Below are 19,096 nucleotides of genomic sequence, written 5' to 3' on the forward strand. Positions count from 1 at the left end.
TGTAGGAGCGCGCCATGCGCGCGATCACCGGCAACGCAAAAGCATCGCCAGCAAGCTGGCTCCTACAACAGCGGACGAGTAGCCCGGATGAAATCCGGGCTACGTGGCTGTTTATTGGGTCCCCGCGTTCGCGGGGATGACGGGAGGCCTCCACGTAGGGTGCGCCATGCACACCGATCCGGGGCTGACATCCATGTTTCCGGCGAAGCACTCTGCTGGCGCCAGGGCAAACGGTGCGTGCGGCGCACCCTACAAAAGCCGAACCGCCGCTTCGTCCAGCCTTCCAGCCTCCAGCGCTTTTATCGGCCCCTCCCCTCCCACAGCCCCCGCTTTCATCGCCCTAGTGCAGTTCCCCCCCATGTATCAGTTAGACTAGCCGCCGCCCTTCGTACGCCCGGACCACCGCATGATCGACAGCTTCGTCACCCGCTGCCCGCATTGCAGCACCAGCTTCCGCGTCACTCGCGCGCAGCTCGGAGCGGCGCGTGGCGCCGTGCGGTGTGGAGCCTGCATGCAGGTGTTCAATGCCGGCCAGCAACTGCTGATCGACCAGCCGGGCGCGTTCGTCCAGCCCAAGCCGCCGGTCGCGCAGCCGCCCCAGGCCCAGCCGGTCAAGCCGCAGCCGGCCGCACCGACAGCGGAAGCCCCCGCGCCGAAGCCCGCCGAGCCGGAAGCCCCGAAAGCGCCGCAGGACAAGGATTCCGATACCCTCTGGATCCACGACGACCTCGATCTCGACAGCCTCGACCTCGACGAAGAACTGGCCAAGCTGGAGCAACAGGAGCAGCAGCTCACCCAGGAATTCCTCTCCCTGGAACAGGCCCCCAGGTCGACCGAGCGCCTGCTGGGCGCCCCCGATACGGGCCGCGACCCGCACGACGAGACCTGGGCCGAAGCCCTGCTGCGCCAGGAAAACGCCCACGAGCCGGTCGCTCCGGAGCCGCCCCCCGCCGCGCCGGCGACGCCGGCCGAGCCCATCATCGAGACCGATGACAAGCGCCGGGAGCCTTCGCTGGATGACCTGGACGACACCCAGGATATCGATGCGGCGGACGACGACCTGCGCCTCAGCGCCGCCCGCGAGGAGGACGACACGCCTCCCGCCGAAGAACCCTCCTTCTCCGCCCTGCCGCCCCTCGGCGCGGCAGGACGCGGCGCCGCGCCATTGCGCGACGACAGCCTGGCCGACCTCACCGACGAGCCCCTGCAACTCGACTGGCAGCCGCCCAAGAGCCCCTGGGGCCGCTGGATCGCCTGGGGCCTGCTCAACCTGGTCGCGCTGTTCGCCCTGGGCGGCCAGTACGTCGCCTACCATTTCGACGAACTGGCCCGCCAGGACCGCTACCGCCCGTGGTTCGAGCAGATCTGCCCGGAAATCGGCTGCACCCTGCCCTCCAAGGTCGACATCACCCTGATCAAGAGCAGCAACCTGGTGGTACGCAGCCATCCGGAGTTCTCCGGCGCCCTGGTGGTCGACGCCATCCTCTACAACCGCGCGCCCTTCTCCCAGCCGTTCCCGCTGCTGGAAATCCGCTTCGCCGACCTCAACGGCCAACTGCTCGCCAGTCGTCGCTTCAAGCCCAGCGAGTACCTCGCCGGCGAGCTGGCCGGACAGACGGAGATGCCGCCGCAGACGCCGATCCACATCTCCCTGGACATACTCGACCCCGGGGCGAAGGCGGTTAACTACAGCCTCAGCTTCCACTCCCCGGAGTAGCGCGCAGGGGCGCCGGGCGGGCGTTCCCGGCCATCTAACAACCGCCCGCGATAAGCCGATAGCTGTTCAGAATTTGTTCAAAACAGCCTTTATCCAGTCATCGAGAGCGGGTATCATGCCCACCCTTTTTTCCAAACCAAGATCCGGCCCCACACGGCCCGGTGGAACCTGTGTCATTCACGACGCAGCCGTTCACACCCGGCCCGCATAGGCAGGGAAGACCCATGTCGGCGGTACGCATCGGCCCATACACACTGCCCAACCAACTGATCCTGGCCCCCATGGCAGGGGTCACCGATCGCCCGTTCCGCCAGCTCTGCCGCCGCCTCGGCGCGGGCATGGTGGTCTCGGAGATGGTTACCAGTGACGTCAATCTGTGGAATACCCGCAAGTCGCGCCTGCGCCTGCCGCACGCCGGCGATCCCGAGCCCCGCTCGGTGCAGATCGCCGGCGGCGACCCGCAGATGCTCGCCGAAGCGGCGCGCGCCAATGTCGCGCTGGGCGCGCAGATCATCGACATCAACATGGGCTGCCCGGCCAAGAAGGTCTGCAACAAGGCCGCCGGTTCCGCGCTGATGAAGGACGAACGCCTGGTGGCGGACATCCTGGAAAGCGTGGTCGGGGCGGTCGGGGTCCCGGTTACCCTGAAGATCCGCACCGGTTGGGATCGCTCGAACAAGAATGGCGTGAGCGTGGCGAAAATCGCCGAACAGGCCGGCATCCAGGCGCTTTCCGTACATGGCCGCACCCGTGCCGACCTGTACACCGGCGAGGCCGAATACGAGACCATCGCCGCGATCAAGCAGGCGGTGTCGATCCCGGTGTTCGCCAATGGCGACATCGATTCACCGGAAAAGGCCAGGACCGTGCTCGACGCCACCGGCGCCGACGCCCTGTTGATCGGCCGCGCGGCCCAGGGGCGACCGTGGATTTTCCGCGAAATGAACCATTACCTGCGCACCGGCGAACGACTGCCGGCGCCATCCCTTTACGAAGTGGAACGCATCCTGCTTGGCCACCTGGCCGAGCTGCATGCCTTCTACGGCGACCTGATGGGCGTGCGCATCGCCCGCAAGCACGTCGGCTGGTACCTGGCGACACTCCCGGGCGCCCGGGAGTTCCGTGCCGAATTCAATCGTCTGGAACACACGGACGCGCAATGCGCCAAGGTACGGCAGTTTTTCGCCGAACGTCATAACAAGGGAGAAGGGGTGGCGGCATGACGACGATGACCGAGACATTAGTGAGTGGAACTGCATCTGTGAGCGACAACGTCAACCTGAAACAACACCTGAAGTCGCCGAGCGAAGAAGGGCAAACCCTGCGCGGCAGTGTGGAAAAGGCGCTGCGCAACTATTTCGCCCATCTGGACGGGCAGGAAGTTTCCGACATCTACAACCTGGTGCTCTCCGAGGTGGAGGCGCCGTTGCTGGAAACCGTGATGAACTACGTCAAGGGCAACCAGACCAAGGCTTCGGAACTGCTCGGCCTGAACCGCGGTACCCTGCGCAAGAAGCTCAAGCAGTACGATCTTCTCTAAAGCGACAAGCCATAAGCCTCAAGCCCCAAGCAGAAGCGCTCTTCTCTCGCGGCTTGCAGCTTGAGCTAAACCTCTGATGGAACCGTTATGACCGACCACTCCCTCCGCCTTCCCGTCCGCCGCGCCCTGATCAGCGTTTCCGACAAGACCGGCATCGTCGAATTCGCCCGTGAGCTGGCAGCCCTCGGCGTGGAGATCCTCTCCACCGGCGGCACCTACAAGCTGCTCAAGGACAACGGCATCGCCGCCGTGGAAGTCGCCGACTACACCGGTTTCCCGGAAATGATGGACGGCCGGGTGAAGACCCTGCATCCGAAGATCCATGGCGGCATCCTCGGCCGTCGCGCCCTGGACGGCGCGGTGATGGAGCAGCACGGCATCAAGCCGATCGACCTGGTGGCGGTCAACCTCTATCCCTTCGCCGCCACCGTGGCCAAGCCCGGCTGCGACCTGGCCGACGCCATCGAGAACATCGACATCGGCGGCCCGACCATGGTCCGCAGCGCGGCGAAGAACCACAAGGACGTCGCCATCGTGGTCAACGCCTCCGACTACGCCGGCATCGTCGAGTCGCTGAAAGCCGGCGGCCTGACCTACGCCCAGCGCTTCGACCTGGCACTCAAGGCCTTCGAGCACACCGCTGCCTACGACGGCATGATCGCCAACTACCTGGGCACCATCGACCAGTCGGCCGAAACCCTCTCCACCGACGATCGCGGCGCCTTCCCACGCACCTTCAACAGCCAGTTCATCAAGGCCCAGGAAATGCGCTACGGCGAGAACCCGCACCAGAGCGCGGCCTTCTACGTGGAGGCGGCGCCGGGCGAAGCCAGCGTGTCCACCGCCCGGCAATTGCAGGGCAAGGAGCTGTCGTTCAACAACGTGGCCGACACCGACGCCGCCCTGGAGTGCGTGAAGAGCTTCGTCAAGCCGGCCTGCGTGATCGTCAAGCACGCCAACCCCTGCGGCGTCGCCGTGGTGCCGGAGAACGAGGGTGGCATCCGCAAGGCCTATGACCTGGCCTACGCCACCGACACCGAGTCCGCGTTCGGCGGCATCATCGCCTTCAACCGCGAGCTGGACGGCGAGACCGCCAAGGCCATCGTCGACCGCCAGTTCGTCGAAGTGATCATCGCGCCCAAGGTCTCCCAGGCCGCCCGTGACGTGGTCGCCGCCAAGGCCAACGTGCGCCTGCTGGAGTGCGGCGAGTGGCCGGCCGAACGTGCCGCCGGCTGGGACTTCAAGCGCGTCAACGGCGGCCTGCTGGTGCAGAGCCGCGATATCGGCATGATCACCGAGGCCGACCTCAAGGTGGTGACCAAGCGCGCGCCGACCGAACAGGAAATCCACGACCTGGTATTCGCCTGGAAAGTGGCCAAGTTCGTCAAGTCCAACGCCATCGTCTACGCCAGGAACCGCCAGACCGTCGGCGTAGGCGCCGGCCAGATGAGCCGCGTCAACTCCGCGCGCATCGCCGCCATCAAGGCCGAGCACGCCGGCCTGGAAGTGAAAGGAGCAGTGATGGCCTCGGACGCCTTCTTCCCGTTCCGCGACGGCATCGACAACGCCGCCGCTGCCGGCATCACCGCGGTGATCCAGCCAGGCGGCTCGATGCGCGACAACGAGGTGATCGCGGCAGCCGACGAAGCCGGCATCGCCATGGTGTTCACCGGGATGCGTCATTTCCGCCATTAACAGCGAGCCGCAAGCTGCGAGCTGCAAGCTGCAAGCAAGAGCCGTCCCGTTCGGCTTTTCCTTGCCGCTTGAGGCTTGAGGCTTGAGGCTCTCTCCGCAGGAGAGATTCATGAACGTATTAGTGATTGGCAGCGGCGGTCGCGAGCACGCCCTGGCCTGGAAAGTGGCGCAGGACTCGCGCGTCGAGAAGGTCTTCGTCGCGCCGGGCAATGCCGGTACCGCCACCGAGGAGAAGTGCGAGAACGTCGCCATCGACGTGCTGGCCATCGAGCAACTGGCCGACTTCGCCGAGAAGAACGTGCAACTGACCATCGTCGGTCCCGAGGCCCCGCTGGTCGCCGGTGTGGTCGACCTGTTCCGCTCGCGCGGCCTGGATATCTTCGGCCCCACCGCCGCCGCAGCCCAACTGGAAGGCTCCAAGGCGTTCACCAAGGACTTCCTGGCCCGCCACGCGATCCCCACCGCCGATTACCAGAACTTCACCGAAGTCGAGCCGGCGCTGGCCTACCTGCGCGAGAAGGGCGCGCCGATCGTGGTCAAGGCCGATGGCCTGGCCGCCGGCAAGGGCGTGATCGTCGCCATGACCCTCGAAGAGGCCGAAGCCGCCGTGCGCGACATGCTTTCCGGCAATGCCTTCGGCGACGCCGGTGCCCGCGTGGTGATCGAAGAGTTCCTCGATGGCGAGGAAGCCAGCTTCATCGTCATGGTCGACGGCGAGCACGTGCTGCCGATGGCCACCAGCCAGGACCACAAGCGTGTCGGCGACGGCGACAGCGGCCCGAACACCGGCGGCATGGGCGCCTATTCGCCGGCCCCGGTGGTCACCCCCGCCGTGCACAAGCGCGTCATGGACGAGGTGATCTACCCGACCGTGCGCGGCATGGCCGCCGAGGGCAACGTCTATACCGGCTTCCTGTACGCCGGGCTGATGATCGACAAGAGCGGCGCGCCCAAGGTCATCGAGTTCAACTGCCGCTTCGGCGACCCGGAAACCCAGCCGATCATGGTCCGCCTGGAGTCGAGCCTGGTCCTGCTGGTCGAGGCCGCCCTGGCCAAGGCGCTGAACAAGGTCGAGGCGACCTGGGACCCGCGCCCCACCGTGGGCGTGGTGCTGGCCGCCGGCGGCTACCCGGGCGACTACGCCAAGGGCGATGCGATCGAGGGCCTGGACGAGGCGGCCAAGCTCGACGGCAAGGTGTTCCATGCCGGCACCGCGCTGAAGGATGGCCAGATCGTCACCAGCGGCGGCCGCGTGCTCTGCGCCACCGCCATCGGCCCGACCGTGTCCTCCGCGCAGCAGCAGGCCTACCGCCTGGCCGAGAAGATCCGCTGGAACGGCATGTTCTACCGCACCGACATCGGCTACCGCGCCATCGCTCGCGAGCGTGGCGAGGGCTGACCGGAAGGTCGAACACGTAGGATGGGTGCAACCCATCAACCCAGCTACGAAAAGGCCCCGCATCTGCGGGGCCTTTTCGTTTCGGCGCGACGCTAGTGCCAGTGGCGCAGGTCTCGGTTCTTGGTTTCCGGCATCAGGAACAGGCCGATGAGGAAGGTCATCACCGCCACGATGATCGGATACCAGAGGCCGTAGTAGATATCGCCAGTCGCGGCCACCATGGCGAAGGCGGTGGTCGGCAGGAAGCCGCCGAACCAGCCGTTGCCGATGTGGTAGGGCAGCGACATGGCCGTATAGCGGATGCGCGTCGGGAACAGCTCGACGAGCAGCGCCGCGATGGGGCCGTAGACCATGGTCACGAACAGCACGAGGATCGTCAGCAGCACCACCAGCATGGGCTTGTTGATCTGGTCCGGGTCCGCCTTGGCCGGATAGCCGTGGGCGCGGATCGCCTCGGTCATGGTCACGTTGAAAGCGTCGGCCTGCTCCTTGAACTCATCGGCGGGCATGCCGGCTCCCGGGAAGGAGGCGATGGTCTGGTTGCCGATCCTGATGCTCGCGACAGTGCCTGCCGGGGCCGCTTCGTTCGAGTAGTTCACCGAGTTGCGGGCCAGGAAGCTCTTGGCGATGTCGCAGGAAGTCACGAACTTCGAGGTGCCGACCGGGTTGAACTGGAACGAGCACTCGCTCGGATCGGCCACCACGGTCACCGGCGCAGTGGCCTGCGCCCGTTCGAGCGCGGGGTTGGCGTAGTGGGTGATGAGGCTGAACAGCGGGAAGTAGGTCAGCGCCGCGACGAGACAGCCGCCGAGGATGATCGGCTTGCGGCCGATCTTGTCGGACAGCCAGCCGAACACGATGAAGAACGGCGTGCCGATCAGCAGCGATAGCGCAATCAGGATGTTGGCCGTCGGGCCGTCCACCTTCAGGGTCTGCGTCAGGAAGAACAGGGCATAGAACTGGCCGGTGTACCACACCACCGCCTGCCCCGCCGTACCGCCGAACAGGGCGACGAGCGCCACCTTGGCGTTTTCCCAGCGGCCGAACGCCTCGGTGAGGGGTGCCTTGGAGGTCTTGCCTTCCTCCTTCATCTTCTTGAAGGCCGGGCTCTCGTTCAGGGAGAGACGAATCCACACCGAGATGCCGAGCAGGATGATGGAAAGCAGGAAGGGAATCCGCCAGCCCCAGGCCGCGAACTCTTCCTCGCCGAGCCAGGTACGGGTGCCGAGGATCACCAGCAGCGACAGGAACAGGCCAAGCGTGGCAGTGGTCTGGATCCACGAGGTGTAGAACCCTCGCCGGCCATGTGGCGCGTGTTCCGCGACGTAGGTCGCGGCACCGCCGTATTCACCGCCGAGCGCCAGCCCCTGGAACAGCCGGAGGATGATCAGGATGATCGGCGCCGCTATGCCCCAGGCCGCGTAGCTGGGCAGGATGCCGACGATGAAGGTCGACAGGCCCATGATCATGATGGTGATGAGGAAGGTGTATTTGCGTCCGACCAGGTCGCCCAGCCGGCCGAAGAAGATCGCACCGAACGGCCGCACCGCGAAACCGGCGGCAAACGCCATGAGGGCGAAGATGAATGCCGCCGTGGGGTTGACGCCCGAGAAGAACTGCGCCGCGATGATTGCTGAAAGCGAACCGTACAAGTAGAAGTCGTACCACTCGAAAACGGTGCCCAGGGAGGAGGCGAAGATGACCTTTCGCTCCTCCGATGTCATGGGTCCGGCCGGTACGAGTCCCGCGTCGTCTATCGTTGCTACGCTCATGGCAGTGCCTCCGTGACGTCCTGCCGGCACGAGCGTGGATCGCCCTGTACCCGGACGTCTTTCTTGTGATTGTTCTGACGGGGAAGGCTAGACGTGCGAATCGAACTCGTTATTAGACATTAGTCTAATGCTATTGAAATCCCTGGAAGCGCCGACGCGCGCGGGCTGCAGGTGAAAATCCAGGACGGGAAAGCACCTGGTCACCATCCTTGGCGCGAAGCCCGCTCTCCATATGGCCTGGTCCCCAGGGCCATGGTCGCGGGGGAGGCTGCGTGGCTATAATCGAGCCACTCACCTCAAGAACCGAAGGGATTCCGCCGTGCACGGGCTCAGGACTGCCATAGGACTTCTCGTCTGCCTGCTGGCGCTGGCGACAAGTTCGCTCGGCGCGCAGGCCGCCACCTCCGCGCAATGGTCCACCCTGCTGGACCCGGCCGGCAAACTCGGCCTCGAGGAACTGCGCAGTCCACGCTACACCAACCAGCTCATCCCCACCGACGTCAGCCAACTGGAAGTGCCCGGCGACGGCCAGGCCCTGTGGCTGCACTACCGGCTGCAGCCGCAACAGCAGGAACACCTGCTGCGGGTCTTCGCCCCCTACCTGAGCCAGCTCGATCTCTACGTGCTGCGTGGCGACCACCTGCTCTCGCAGATCCACACCGGCGGCCGCCAGTCCCTGTCCAGCCGGCCGCTGCCCAGCCGCGACTTCCTCCTGCCCCTGCCGCAGGCGGACGAACCGCTGGAGCTCTATCTGCGCCTGTCCTCGGAACACTCCCTGCGCCCGACCATAGAGATCCAGCCCGCCGCGCTGATGGCCAGCGACGACCGCCGCCCCCTGCTGTTCGGCGCCCTGCTCGGCTGCTTCGGCCTGCTGCTGCTCTACAGCCTGGTGCGCTTCGGCTACAGCCGCAGCCCGGCCAGCCTGTGGCTGTCGGGCATTCTCGCCTGCCTGCTGGCGACCGCGCTCAGCCTGCTGGGCATCGGTACGCCCTGGCTGAACGACTGGCCGGGGCTGCAGGCGCAGGTCGGCAACCTGTCGATACTGCTGGCGGTGCTCTGCGCGCTGGGCTTCACTGCCAGCTTCTTCGACCGGGTCTGCCCGACCACCGTGGTGCGCCGCCTGCTGCTCGGCGAAGGGCTGCTGATCGTGCTGGCCTGCGCGCTGCTGCTGATCGCCAGCGAACTGCACTTCAACCAGGCGACCTACCTGCTCACCGTGATCGCCCTGGTGAGCATCTTCGCCGTGTCGCTGTTCCACTGGCAGCACGGCTATCACCCCGCGCGCCTGTTCAGCCTGGGCACCCTGCTGTTCTGCCTGGCCTTCATAGGCGCCCTGCCGGCGCTGTTCGGCTACTGGTCGGTGCCCTCCGACTGGCTGGCGTTCGGCCTGCTGTCGGTCTGCGCGCTGAGCAGCTTCATCCTCAGCATGGCGCTCAGCGAACGCCAGCAGAACATCCTTCACGAGCGCTTCAGCAGCAGGCAGGCACTGGCCGCCAGCTCCGCCGAGCTGAAGGCCAAGGCCGAGTTCCTGGCCAAGATCAGCCACGAGATCCGCACCCCGATGAACGGCGTGCTGGGCATGACCGAACTGCTGCTCGGCACGCCGCTGTCGGCCAAGCAGCGCGACTATGTGCAAACCATCCACAGCTCCGGCAACGAACTGCTCACCCTGATCAACGAAATCCTCGACATCTCCAAGCTGGAGTCCGGGCAGATCGAGCTGGACGACGTGCAGTTCGACCTCAATGCGCTGATCGACGACTGCCTCGACATCTTCCGCGCCAAGGCCGAGCAGCAACGCATCGAGCTGGTCAGCTTCATGCAGCCGCAGGTGCCACGGGTGATCGCCGGCGACCCGACGCGCCTGCGGCAGATTCTCCTCAGCCTGCTCGACAACGCCTTCAAGCAGACCGACGAAGGCGAGATCCTCCTGGTGGTGGCGCTGGAAAGCGGCGAACACGGCCCGCACCTGCGCATCGCCGTGCAGGACAGCGGCAACCCGCTACTGGCCGACGAACGCGCCGCGCTGCTCAACGCCGAGCTGCACAGCCGTGACTTCCTGGCCGCCAGCAAGCTCGGCGGCCGCCTCGGCCTGATCATCGCCCGCCAGTTGATCCACCTGATGCACGGCGAATTCGGCATCCAGAGCGGCAGCAGCCAGGGCAGCACCCTGTGGCTCACCCTGCCCCTGGACGCCGAGCGCCTGGAGCAGCCGACCACCGACCTCGACGGCCCGTTGCAGGGCGCCCGCCTGCTGGTGGTCGACGACAACGACACCTGCCGCAAGGTGCTCCTCCAGCAGTGCAGCGCCTGGGGCCTGCAGGCCAGCGCGGTGCCGTCGGGCAAGGAAGCCCTCGCCCTGCTGCGCACCAAGGCGCACATCGGCGAATACTTCGACGCGGTGCTGCTCGACCAGGACATGCCAGGGATGACCGGCATGCAGCTCGCCGCGCGGATCAAGGAAGACCCCAGCCTCAACCACGACATCCTGATCATCATGCTCACCGGCATCAGCAACGCGCCGAGCAAGGTCATCGCCCGCAACGCCGGGATCAAGCGCATCCTCGCCAAGCCGGTGGCCGGCTACACACTGAAGACCACCCTCGCCGACGAACTGAGCCAGCGCAAGCACGGCGCGCCGCCGCACCCCGAGCAGATGGCGGCCGCCAGCAACTCGCCGGACGTGCCGGCCGACTTCCGCATCCTGGTCGCCGAGGACAACAGCATCTCCACCAAGGTGATCCGCGGCATGCTCGGCAAGCTCAACCTGCACCCGGACACCGCCAGCAACGGCGCCGAAGCGCTGCAGGCGATGAAGGCCAAGCAGTACGACCTGGTGCTGATGGATTGCGAGATGCCGGTGCTCGACGGCTTCACCGCCACCGAGCAGTTGCGTAGCTGGGAGGCCGAGGTGCACCGCGACCGCACCCCGGTGGTGGCGCTGACCGCGCACATCCTCAACGAGCACAAGGAGCGCGCCCGCCTGGTCGGCATGGACGGGCACATGGCCAAGCCGGTGGAGATGTCGCAGTTGCGTGAACTCATCGAGTTCTGGGTCGGCGAACGCGAGGCCCGACGCCAGCGCGAGCCGTCGTAGCGGCAGCTTCTCCAATCGCGACCCGATTCACTCCTACACTGATTGCCATCCCTCCCAGCGAGCCTTTCCGCATGTCCGAGCTGTTCAGCCTGTACCTGAAGATGCTGGTGCTCTACAGCCCGTTCTTCGTGCTGTCCTGCTTCATTTCCCTGACCCGCGGCTACACCATCAGGGAACGCAAGAAGCTGGCCTGGAAGGTCGCCCTCGGCGTGGTGATCGCCAGCGTGCTGCTCTACCTGTTCGGCCGCGTCATCTTCACCATCTTCGGCATCACCATCGACGCCTTCCGCATCGGCGCCGGCAGCGTGCTGTTCATCTCCGCGCTGGGCATGGCCCAGGGCAAGCCGGCGGTGCAGGCCGACAACGTGCAGCAGGACGTGACCATCGTGCCGCTGACCATCCCGCTCACCGTCGGCCCCGGCACCATCGGCGCCATGCTGGTGATGGGCGCCGGCCAGGTCCACTGGGACGACAAGCTGATCGCCGTGCTGGCCATCGCCCTGGCCAGCTTCACGGTGGGCGTGGTGCTCTACCTGTCCGACCTGATCGAACGCCTGCTCGGCGAACAGGGCCTGCAGATCGTCAGCCGCCTGATGGGCCTGTTCGTCTGCGCGCTGGCGGCGCAGATCATCTTCACCGGGGTGAAGAACTACCTGGGCTGAACCACCCACGCACCAATAACTGGCAGCCTGGTCAGGAATTCCGCCAGCCCCGTCCCGCAAGGCCTGCGAGCTTTCCGGCAAGCGTACGCCGCGCCGCCGCCAGCCTGATCGCCCATCTCGCGCACACGACCACGCACCCCGATGGTGCAGAACCCTCCCCCGCCAACGCCGCCGTCCGGGCCGCAGCGCCCGTCCCTGCGGCCTTTCCACCAGGGCGGCACGCCAATTGCTCGGCTGCCCGACGAGGCCGCAGTAGAAAGGATCACTCCGCGCCGCTCGCCGGGTGACGACAAGAAGACCTCGACGCATCGCCGACGCAGTCCACCTACAACACGTTTCGTGAATGGAGATCGCACTATGCAACGTCGCAGCCTGATCAAGGCTTTCACTCTTTCCGCATCCATCGCCGCCATGGGCATGTCCTGGACCATCCAGGCCGCCGAGACCATCAAGGTCGGCATCCTGCATTCGCTGTCCGGCACCATGGCGATCTCCGAAACGTCGCTGAAAGACATGGCGCTGATGACCATCGACGAGATCAACGCCAAGGGCGGCGTGAACGGCAAGCAGCTCGAGCCGGTGGTGGTCGACCCGGCGTCCAACTGGCCGCTGTTCGCCGAGAAGGCCCGCCAGTTGCTGACCCAGGACAAGGTCGACGTGGTGTTCGGCTGCTGGACCTCGGTGTCCCGCAAGTCGGTCCTGCCGGTGTTCGAGGAACTCAACGGCCTGCTGTTCTACCCGGTCCAGTACGAGGGCGAGGAGCTGTCGCCGAACGTCTTCTACACCGGCGCCGCGCCGAACCAGCAGGCGATCCCCGCCGTCGAGTACCTGATGAGCGAGGACGGAGGCTCCGCCAAGCGCTTCTTCCTGCTCGGCACCGACTACGTCTACCCGCGCACCACCAACAAGATCCTGCGCGCCTTCCTGCACGCCAAGGGCGTCGAGGACAAGGACATCGAAGAGATCTACACCCCCTTCGGCCACAGCGACTACCAGACCATCGTCGCCAACATCAAGCGCTTCTCCGCCGGCGGCAAGACCGCCGTGGTCTCCACCGTCAACGGCGATTCCAACGTGCCGTTCTACAAGGAACTGGCCAACCAGGGCCTGGAAGCCACCGACGTGCCGGTGGTGGCCTTCTCGGTGGGCGAAGAGGAACTGCGCGGCATCGACACCAAGCCGCTGGTCGGCCACCTCGCCGCCTGGAACTACTTCGAGTCGGTGGACAACCCGGTCAACGCCGCCTTCGTCGAGAAGTGGAAGGCCTACGCCAAGGCCAAGAACCTGCCCAACTACCAGACCGCGGTGACCAACGACCCGATGGAAGCCACCTACGTCGGCATCCACATGTGGGCGCAGGCCGTCGAGAAGGCCGGCAGCACCGACGTCGACAAGGTCCGCGAGGCCCTCGCCGGGCAGACCTTCGCCGCGCCGTCCGGCTACACCCTGACCATGGACAAGACCAACCACCACCTGCACAAGCCGGTGATGATCGGCGAGGTCCAGGAGGACGGGCAGTTCTCGGTGGTCTGGCAGACCGAAGGCCCGATCCGCGCCCAGCCGTGGAGCCCGTACATCCCGGGCAACGACAAGAAGCCGGATTACGCGGTGAAGTCGAACTGATCGGGCGGCTCTGAAGGGTTGCGGAGCGACTCGACCGCGCCCCTCACCCTCTCCCGAAGGGAGAGGGGGCCGGTTTGGCGCAGACAGAAACTCCGCAGCCAACCTTCAACGCCGAAGTGCTCTTCCCCCCTCTCCTTCCGGGAGAGGGGCCGGAGGCGAGGGAGCCAACCCTCCGTCCCAGCCCAAGGACCTTGAAATGCCCACTGCCATCTACCCCTTCCTGCTGTCGCTGGCGCTGCTCGTGCTGCCGCTGGCCACCCAGGCCGGCGACGCCGCCGACTTCGTCGCGGCCAACCCGGCGAAGCAGGCCAAACTGCTCGAGGACTGGGCCGCCGAGCCCGATCCGGCGCGCCTGCCGCTGCTCGACGCCCTGCACCGCGGCCGCCTGGCCGCCGACAGCGAGAAGACCCCGTTCATCGAGGAAGCCGGCCGGTTCCGCGCCGCCGAAGGCGAAGCCGAGCCTGCCGGCACGCCGAAGAAGCTGCGCCTGAACAATCGCCTGCGCGGCCTGCTGGCCACCGCCCAGGCCAGCCACCGGCTGCTCGCCGACGAGCCGGCCGTGCGCCTGGCCGCCGCCAAGGCCCTGCAGAAGAGCGCCAGGCCGGCGCAACTGCCACTGCTCAACGCCCGCATTGCCGGCGAACAGGACGACGCCGTGCGCGACGCCCTGGCCCTGGCGCTGGCCAACCTGCAACTGGTCGATCCCGACCCGGCGATCCGCCTCGCCGCCGTGCGCCTGCTCGGCGAGACCGGCGACCCGCTGGCGCGTACCCGCCTGGAAGCCCTGCTCGCCGAAGGCGCGGAAAGCGACGATGCGGTGCGCACCGCCGCCGAGACCAGCCTGGCCCAGGTCAAGCGCCGGCTGCTGGTCGGCGACCTGCTCGGCCAGGCGTTCAGCGGCATGAGCCTCGGCTCGATCCTGCTGCTCGCCGCCCTCGGCCTGGCGATCACCTTCGGCCTGCTGGGCGTGATCAACATGGCCCACGGCGAGATGCTGATGCTCGGCGCCTACTCCACCTACGTGGTCCAGTTGCTGTTCCAGCGCCATTTCCCCGACGCGCTGGCGCTCTACCCATTGGCAGCCCTGCCGGTGGCCTTCTTCGTCACCGCCGCCATCGGCATGGCCCTGGAGCGCACGGTGATCCGCCACCTCTACGGCCGTCCGCTGGAAACCCTGCTGGCCACCTGGGGCATCAGCCTGATGCTGATCCAACTGGTGCGCGTGGTGTTCGGCGCGCAGAACGTCGAGGTGGCCAACCCGGCCTGGCTGTCCGGCGGCATCCAGGTGCTGCCCAACCTGGTGCTGCCCTACAACCGCATCGTGATCATCGGCTTCGCGCTGTTCGTGGTGGCGCTGACCTGGCTGCTGCTGAACAGGACACGCCTCGGCCTCAACGTCCGCGCGGTCACCCAGAACCGCAACATGGCCGCCTGCTGCGGGGTGCCGACCGGGCGGGTGGACATGCTCGCCTTCGGCCTCGGCTCCGGCATCGCCGGGCTCGGCGGGGTGGCCCTGTCGCAGATCGGCAACGTCGGCCCGGACCTCGGCCAGAGCTACATCATCGACTCCTTCCTGGTAGTGGTGCTCGGCGGCGTCGGCCAACTGGCCGGCAGCGTGCTGGCGGCCTTCGGCCTCGGCATCGCCAACAAGATCCTCGAACCGCAGATCGGCGCCGTGCTGGGCAAGATCCTGATCCTCGCGCTGATCATCCTGTTCATCCAGAAACGTCCGCAGGGCCTGTTCGCCCTCAAGGGACGGGTGATCGACTGATGACACGACCGATATCCATCTCCCTGCTCGACAAGGCCGGGCCGCGCGTCGGCGCCGGCATCGGCGGCCTGGTCCTCGCGCTGCTGGTCGCCCTGCCGCTGCTGCACCTGCTGCCGGCGGACCACGCCCTGCACGTCTCGGCCTACACCCTGACCCTGGTCGGCAAGATCCTCTGCTACGCCATCGTCGCCCTGGCGCTGGACCTGGTGTGGGGCTACGCGGGGCTGCTGTCCCTCGGCCACGGCCTGTTCTTCGCCCTCGGCGGCTACGCCATGGGCATGTACCTGATGCGCCAGAGCGCCGGCGACGGCCTGCCGGCCTTCATGAGCTTCCTGGCCTGGAGCGAGCTGCCCTGGTACTGGTACGGCACCTCCAGCTTCCTCTGGAGCCTCGCCCTGGTGGTGCTGGCACCGGGACTGCTGGCCCTGGTGTTCGGCTTCTTCGCCTTCCGCTCGCGGATCAAGGGCGTGTACTTCTCGATCATGACCCAGGCGCTGACCTTCGCCGCCATGCTGCTGTTCTTCCGCAACGAGACCGGCTTCGGCGGCAACAACGGCTTCACCAACTTCCGCACCATCCTCGGCTTCGACATCACCGCGCCGGGCACCCGCGCGGCGCTGTTCCTGTGCACCGTGGCGCTGCTCGCCGGCAGCCTGCTGCTCGGCTGGCGGCTGGCGCGCAGCAAGTTCGGCCGGGTGCTCACCGCCCTGCGCGACGCCGAGAACCGCCTGATGTTCTGCGGCTACGACCCGCGCGGCTACAAGCTGTTCATCTGGGTGCTGAGCGCGGTGCTCTGCGGCCTGGCCGGCGCGCTGTACGTGCCGCAGGTGGGCATCATCAACCCCAGCGAAATGGCGCCGACGCAATCCATCGAGGCAGCCATCTGGGTCGCCCTCGGCGGGCGCGGCACCCTGGTCGGCCCGCTGCTCGGCGCCGGGCTGGTCAACGGCATGAAGAGCTGGTTCACCGTGGCCTTCCCCGAATACTGGCTGTTCTTCCTCGGCGCGCTGTTCATCGTCGCCACCCTGTTCCTGCCGAAAGGCGTGATCGGCCTGCTCAAGAAAGGGGACAAGCAATGAGAGCCTACGCCTCGCCCGAACTCATGCTCGAACCGGCCTTCGATCCGTCCGGCACCGGCCGCGACGCCATCGGCCTCGGCCAGAGCGCCGGCGACGGGCTGAACGTCCGCCACGGCACCATCCTGACCCTGGAAGACATCAGCGTCAGCTTCGACGGCTTCAAGGCCCTCAACGCGCTGAACCTGTACATCGGCGTCGGCGAGCTGCGCTGCGTGATCGGCCCCAACGGCGCCGGCAAGACCACGCTGATGGACGTGATCACCGGCAAGACCCGCCCGGACACCGGCCAGGCCTGGTTCGGCGAGACCCTCGACCTGACCCGCCTGAGCGAGGTGGAGATCGCCCAGGCCGGCATCGGCCGCAAGTTCCAGAAACCCACGGTGTTCGAGGCGCTGACCGTGTACGAGAACCTCGAACTGGCGCAGAAGACCGACAAATCGGTATGGGCCAGCCTGCGCGCGCGCCTGAGCGGCGAGCAGCGCGACGACATCGAGAAGGTGCTGGAGACCATCAAGCTCGGCCACTCGCGCCACCGCCCGGCCGGCCTGCTGTCCCACGGCCAGAAGCAGTTCCTGGAGATCGGCATGCTGCTGATGCAGGAACCGCAACTGCTGCTGCTCGACGAGCCGGTGGCGGGCATGACCGACGCCGAGACCGAATTCACCGCCGAACTGTTCAAGTCGCTGGCCGGCTCCCACTCGCTGATGGTGGTCGAACACGACATGGGCTTCGTCGGCACCATCGCCGACCACGTCACCGTACTGCACCAGGGCAGCGTACTGGCCGAAGGCTCTCTGGAAGAAGTGCAGGCGAATGAACGGGTGATCGAGGTCTACCTGGGACGCTAACAGTAGCGGCAAGCTACAAGCTGCAAGCCCCAAGTAAAAGCGGCGCCGTGCCGGCTTCTACTTGCAGCTTGAGGCTTGAAGCTTGCGGCTTTGAAAACGAGGAATCGCGTCATGCTGCAAGTCCAACGGCTCCACCAGTACTACGGCGGCAGCCACATCCTCCGCGGCCTGTCGTTCGACGTGAAGATCGGCGAGGTCACCTGCCTGCTCGGCCGCAACGGGGTGGGCAAGACCACCCTGCTGAAGTGCCTGATGGGCCTGGTTCCGGCCAAGGACGGCAAGGTCGAGTGGGAAGGCCGGGCCATCACCAACCACAAGCCGCACCAGCGCGTGCACGCCGGCATCGCCTACGTGCCGCAGGGGCGCGAGATATTCCCGCGCCTGACCGTCGAGGAAAACCTGCTGATGGGCCTGTCCCGCTTTCCGGGTGGCCAGGCCAAGACGGTGCCGGCATTCATCTACGAGCTGTTCCCGGTGCTGGAGCAGATGAAGGCGCGACGCGGCGGCGACCTCTCCGGCGGCCAGCAGCAACAACTGGCCATCGGCCGCGCCCTGGCCAGCCAGCCGCGCCTGCTGATCCTCGACGAACCCACCGAAGGCATCCAGCCCTCGGTGATCAAGGAGATCGGCGCGGTGATCAGGAAACTCGCGGAACGCGGCGACATGGCCATCCTGCTGGTCGAGCAGTTCTACGACTTCGCCGCCGAGCTGGCCGACCAGTACCTGGTGATGGCCCGTGGCGAGATCATCCAGCAAGGCCGTGGCGAGAACATGGAAGCCGAGGGTGTGCGCGGCCTGGTGGCGATCTGAACGCCCGACGTAGCCCTCTCCCAGAGGGAGAGGGGGAAGAACGGCGCGGCGGGAAAGCACGGAGCCCGACGGCACGCACGGATACTCCCCTCTCCCCCCGGAGAGGGGCCGGGGGTGAGGGGCCGAAGTGTCACAGCAAGACACGGCCTGGCTGAAAAGCAACGGCGCACCGGATTGGTTCGGGGCACGCCTCTTGCTTGGCCATGTGGTCAAATTCCCACGGACTTCCGCGCCTGCCATGAACCTGCCCGCCGCCCTGTTCACGCCGAGCTGGCACGCCGAACTGGAGCTCGCCTATGCCCTCCGGGATGGACGCACCACACCGGTGCAGCGCCGCCACCTCGGCCCGCTCAGGGTGCAGAAACACCTCTACCCCGAGGGGCCGGACGTCTGCCAGCACATCATCGTGCACCCGCCCGGCGGCATCGCCGGCGGCGACCGGCTGGCCATCGACGTGCGCGTCGGCGAACACGCCTGGGCGCAACTGACCAGCCCCGGCGCCGCCAAATGGTACCGCGCCGCCGGCCCGGCCTATCAGTCCCTCGACCTGCGCGTCGCCCCCGGCGCCACCCTGGAATGGCTGCCGCAGGAAACCATCGTCTACTCAGCGGCCCAGGCCGAGCTGAGCACACGCATCGAGCTCGAAGGCGACGCCCGCCTGCTGTACTGGGACATCGTCGCCCTCGGTCGCCCGGCCGCCGGCGAGCGCTTCGATGCCGGGCACTTCCAGGCACGCCTGGACATCCGCCGCGACGGTCGTCCGCTCTGGCACGAACGCCAGCGCATCATCGGCGACGACGGCCTGCTCGACTCGCCCATCGGCCTCGCCGGCCAACCGGTGTTCGCCACCCTGCTGGCCACCGGCGAGATCGACGGCGAATGGATCGAAGCCTGCCGCGAACTGCCCAGCCAGGTACGCGGCGACCTCACCCAACTGCCCGGCCTGCTGGTAGCCCGCTGCCTCGCCAGCGAAGCGCTGCACGCACGCGCCTGGCTGATCGACCTGTGGCGCCTGCTGCGTCCCGCCCTGCTGGGCCGCGCCGCCGTATCACCAAGAATCTGGAGCACGTAGGGCGGAAAACC

14 protein-coding genes are annotated in these 19,096 nt (G+C 66.9%); 13 read left to right on the plus strand and 1 reads right to left on the minus strand.

Annotated elements, in window-relative coordinates; genetic code table 11:
• The first annotated feature begins 406 nt into the window (after positions 1-406).
• The 5 genes from PSEWESI4_RS14010 (at position 407) to purD (ending at position 6,351) form a co-directional block, all read left to right on the plus strand.
• Complete coding sequence (locus tag PSEWESI4_RS14010; RefSeq protein WP_187671829.1) at positions 407-1,717, plus strand: DUF3426 domain-containing protein; 1,311 nt, start codon at positions 407-409, stop codon at positions 1,715-1,717.
• Positions 1,718-1,941: 224 nt separating this feature from the next.
• Positions 1,942-2,940 carry a tRNA dihydrouridine synthase DusB gene (gene dusB, locus PSEWESI4_RS14015; RefSeq protein WP_187671830.1) on the plus strand — a complete coding sequence of 333 codons (999 nt, stop codon included), beginning with the start codon at positions 1,942-1,944 and terminating at the stop codon, positions 2,938-2,940.
• On the plus strand, positions 2,937-3,257 hold the full coding sequence (fis, locus tag PSEWESI4_RS14020) for a DNA-binding transcriptional regulator Fis (RefSeq protein WP_187671831.1): 321 nt from the start codon (positions 2,937-2,939) through the stop codon (positions 3,255-3,257). The genes dusB and fis overlap by 4 nt, the downstream gene beginning before the upstream one ends.
• Before the next feature lie 87 nt (positions 3,258-3,344).
• On the plus strand, positions 3,345-4,952 hold the full coding sequence (gene purH, locus PSEWESI4_RS14025; protein WP_187671832.1) for a bifunctional phosphoribosylaminoimidazolecarboxamide formyltransferase/IMP cyclohydrolase: 1,608 nt from the start codon (positions 3,345-3,347) through the stop codon (positions 4,950-4,952).
• Positions 4,953-5,061: 109 nt separating this feature from the next.
• Entirely contained in the window at positions 5,062-6,351 is a 1,290-nt protein-coding gene (purD, locus tag PSEWESI4_RS14030) for a phosphoribosylamine--glycine ligase (RefSeq protein ID WP_187671833.1), read from the plus strand.
• Between the two features lie 92 nt (positions 6,352-6,443).
• Here purD and PSEWESI4_RS14035 read toward each other — a convergent pair whose 3' ends face one another.
• Positions 6,444-8,123, minus strand: a complete 1,680-nt coding sequence (locus tag PSEWESI4_RS14035; protein WP_187671834.1) for an MFS transporter — start codon at positions 8,121-8,123, stop codon at positions 6,444-6,446.
• Between the two features lie 319 nt (positions 8,124-8,442).
• Here PSEWESI4_RS14035 and PSEWESI4_RS14040 point away from each other — a divergent pair, with 319 nt between their 5' ends.
• From PSEWESI4_RS14040 to PSEWESI4_RS14075, 8 genes are all read left to right on the plus strand, one after another.
• Positions 8,443-11,220 (plus strand): hybrid sensor histidine kinase/response regulator, encoded by a 2,778-nt coding sequence (locus PSEWESI4_RS14040; RefSeq protein ID WP_328821894.1) that lies wholly within the window; start codon positions 8,443-8,445, stop codon positions 11,218-11,220.
• Positions 11,221-11,291: 71 nt separating this feature from the next.
• Complete coding sequence (locus PSEWESI4_RS14045; RefSeq protein ID WP_187671836.1) at positions 11,292-11,882, plus strand: MarC family protein; 591 nt, start codon at positions 11,292-11,294, stop codon at positions 11,880-11,882.
• Between the two features lie 357 nt (positions 11,883-12,239).
• A complete protein-coding gene (urtA, locus tag PSEWESI4_RS14050; RefSeq protein WP_187671837.1) occupies positions 12,240-13,505 on the plus strand; it encodes an urea ABC transporter substrate-binding protein in 1,266 nt (421 codons plus the stop codon).
• A gap of 196 nt (positions 13,506-13,701) precedes the next feature.
• Positions 13,702-15,276, plus strand: a complete 1,575-nt coding sequence (gene urtB / locus PSEWESI4_RS14055; protein ID WP_187671838.1) for an urea ABC transporter permease subunit UrtB — start codon at positions 13,702-13,704, stop codon at positions 15,274-15,276.
• On the plus strand, positions 15,276-16,355 hold the full coding sequence (urtC, locus tag PSEWESI4_RS14060) for an urea ABC transporter permease subunit UrtC (protein WP_187671839.1): 1,080 nt from the start codon (positions 15,276-15,278) through the stop codon (positions 16,353-16,355). The genes urtB and urtC overlap by 1 nt, the downstream gene beginning before the upstream one ends.
• On the plus strand, positions 16,352-17,203 hold the full coding sequence (urtD, locus tag PSEWESI4_RS14065) for an urea ABC transporter ATP-binding protein UrtD (protein ID WP_187671840.1): 852 nt from the start codon (positions 16,352-16,354) through the stop codon (positions 17,201-17,203). The genes urtC and urtD overlap by 4 nt, the downstream gene beginning before the upstream one ends.
• Before the next feature lie 111 nt (positions 17,204-17,314).
• A complete protein-coding gene (gene urtE / locus PSEWESI4_RS14070; protein WP_187671841.1) occupies positions 17,315-18,013 on the plus strand; it encodes an urea ABC transporter ATP-binding subunit UrtE in 699 nt (232 codons plus the stop codon).
• Positions 18,014-18,251: 238 nt separating this feature from the next.
• On the plus strand, positions 18,252-19,085 hold the full coding sequence (locus tag PSEWESI4_RS14075) for an urease accessory protein UreD (protein ID WP_187671842.1): 834 nt from the start codon (positions 18,252-18,254) through the stop codon (positions 19,083-19,085).
• Positions 19,086-19,096 lie beyond the last annotated feature (11 nt).

Origin of the sequence: Zestomonas carbonaria (genome assembly GCF_904061905.1) — a bacterium.
Lineage (GTDB): Bacteria > Pseudomonadota > Gammaproteobacteria > Pseudomonadales > Pseudomonadaceae > Aquipseudomonas > Aquipseudomonas carbonaria.

Excerpts from the sequence above, each read along its gene's own strand:
- PSEWESI4_RS14045 (WP_187671836.1), top strand. The coding sequence starts at position 11,292 with ATGTCCGAGCTGTTCAGCCTGTACCTGAAGATGCTGGTGCTCTACAGC.
- urtC (WP_187671839.1), top strand. The coding sequence starts at position 15,276 with ATGACACGACCGATATCCATCTCCCTGCTCGACAAGGCCGGGCCGCGC.
- urtB (WP_187671838.1), top strand. The coding sequence starts at position 13,702 with ATGCCCACTGCCATCTACCCCTTCCTGCTGTCGCTGGCGCTGCTCGTG.
- dusB (WP_187671830.1), top strand. The coding sequence starts at position 1,942 with ATGTCGGCGGTACGCATCGGCCCATACACACTGCCCAACCAACTGATC.
- purH (WP_187671832.1), top strand. The coding sequence starts at position 3,345 with ATGACCGACCACTCCCTCCGCCTTCCCGTCCGCCGCGCCCTGATCAGC.
- urtA (WP_187671837.1), top strand. The coding sequence starts at position 12,240 with ATGCAACGTCGCAGCCTGATCAAGGCTTTCACTCTTTCCGCATCCATC.
- fis (WP_187671831.1), top strand. The coding sequence starts at position 2,937 with ATGACGACGATGACCGAGACATTAGTGAGTGGAACTGCATCTGTGAGC.
- PSEWESI4_RS14035 (WP_187671834.1), bottom strand. The coding sequence starts at position 8,123 with ATGAGCGTAGCAACGATAGACGACGCGGGACTCGTACCGGCCGGACCC.
- urtE (WP_187671841.1), top strand. The coding sequence starts at position 17,315 with ATGCTGCAAGTCCAACGGCTCCACCAGTACTACGGCGGCAGCCACATC.
- purD (WP_187671833.1), top strand. The coding sequence starts at position 5,062 with ATGAACGTATTAGTGATTGGCAGCGGCGGTCGCGAGCACGCCCTGGCC.
- PSEWESI4_RS14075 (WP_187671842.1), top strand. The coding sequence starts at position 18,252 with ATGAACCTGCCCGCCGCCCTGTTCACGCCGAGCTGGCACGCCGAACTG.
- urtD (WP_187671840.1), top strand. The coding sequence starts at position 16,352 with ATGAGAGCCTACGCCTCGCCCGAACTCATGCTCGAACCGGCCTTCGAT.
- PSEWESI4_RS14010 (WP_187671829.1), top strand. The coding sequence starts at position 407 with ATGATCGACAGCTTCGTCACCCGCTGCCCGCATTGCAGCACCAGCTTC.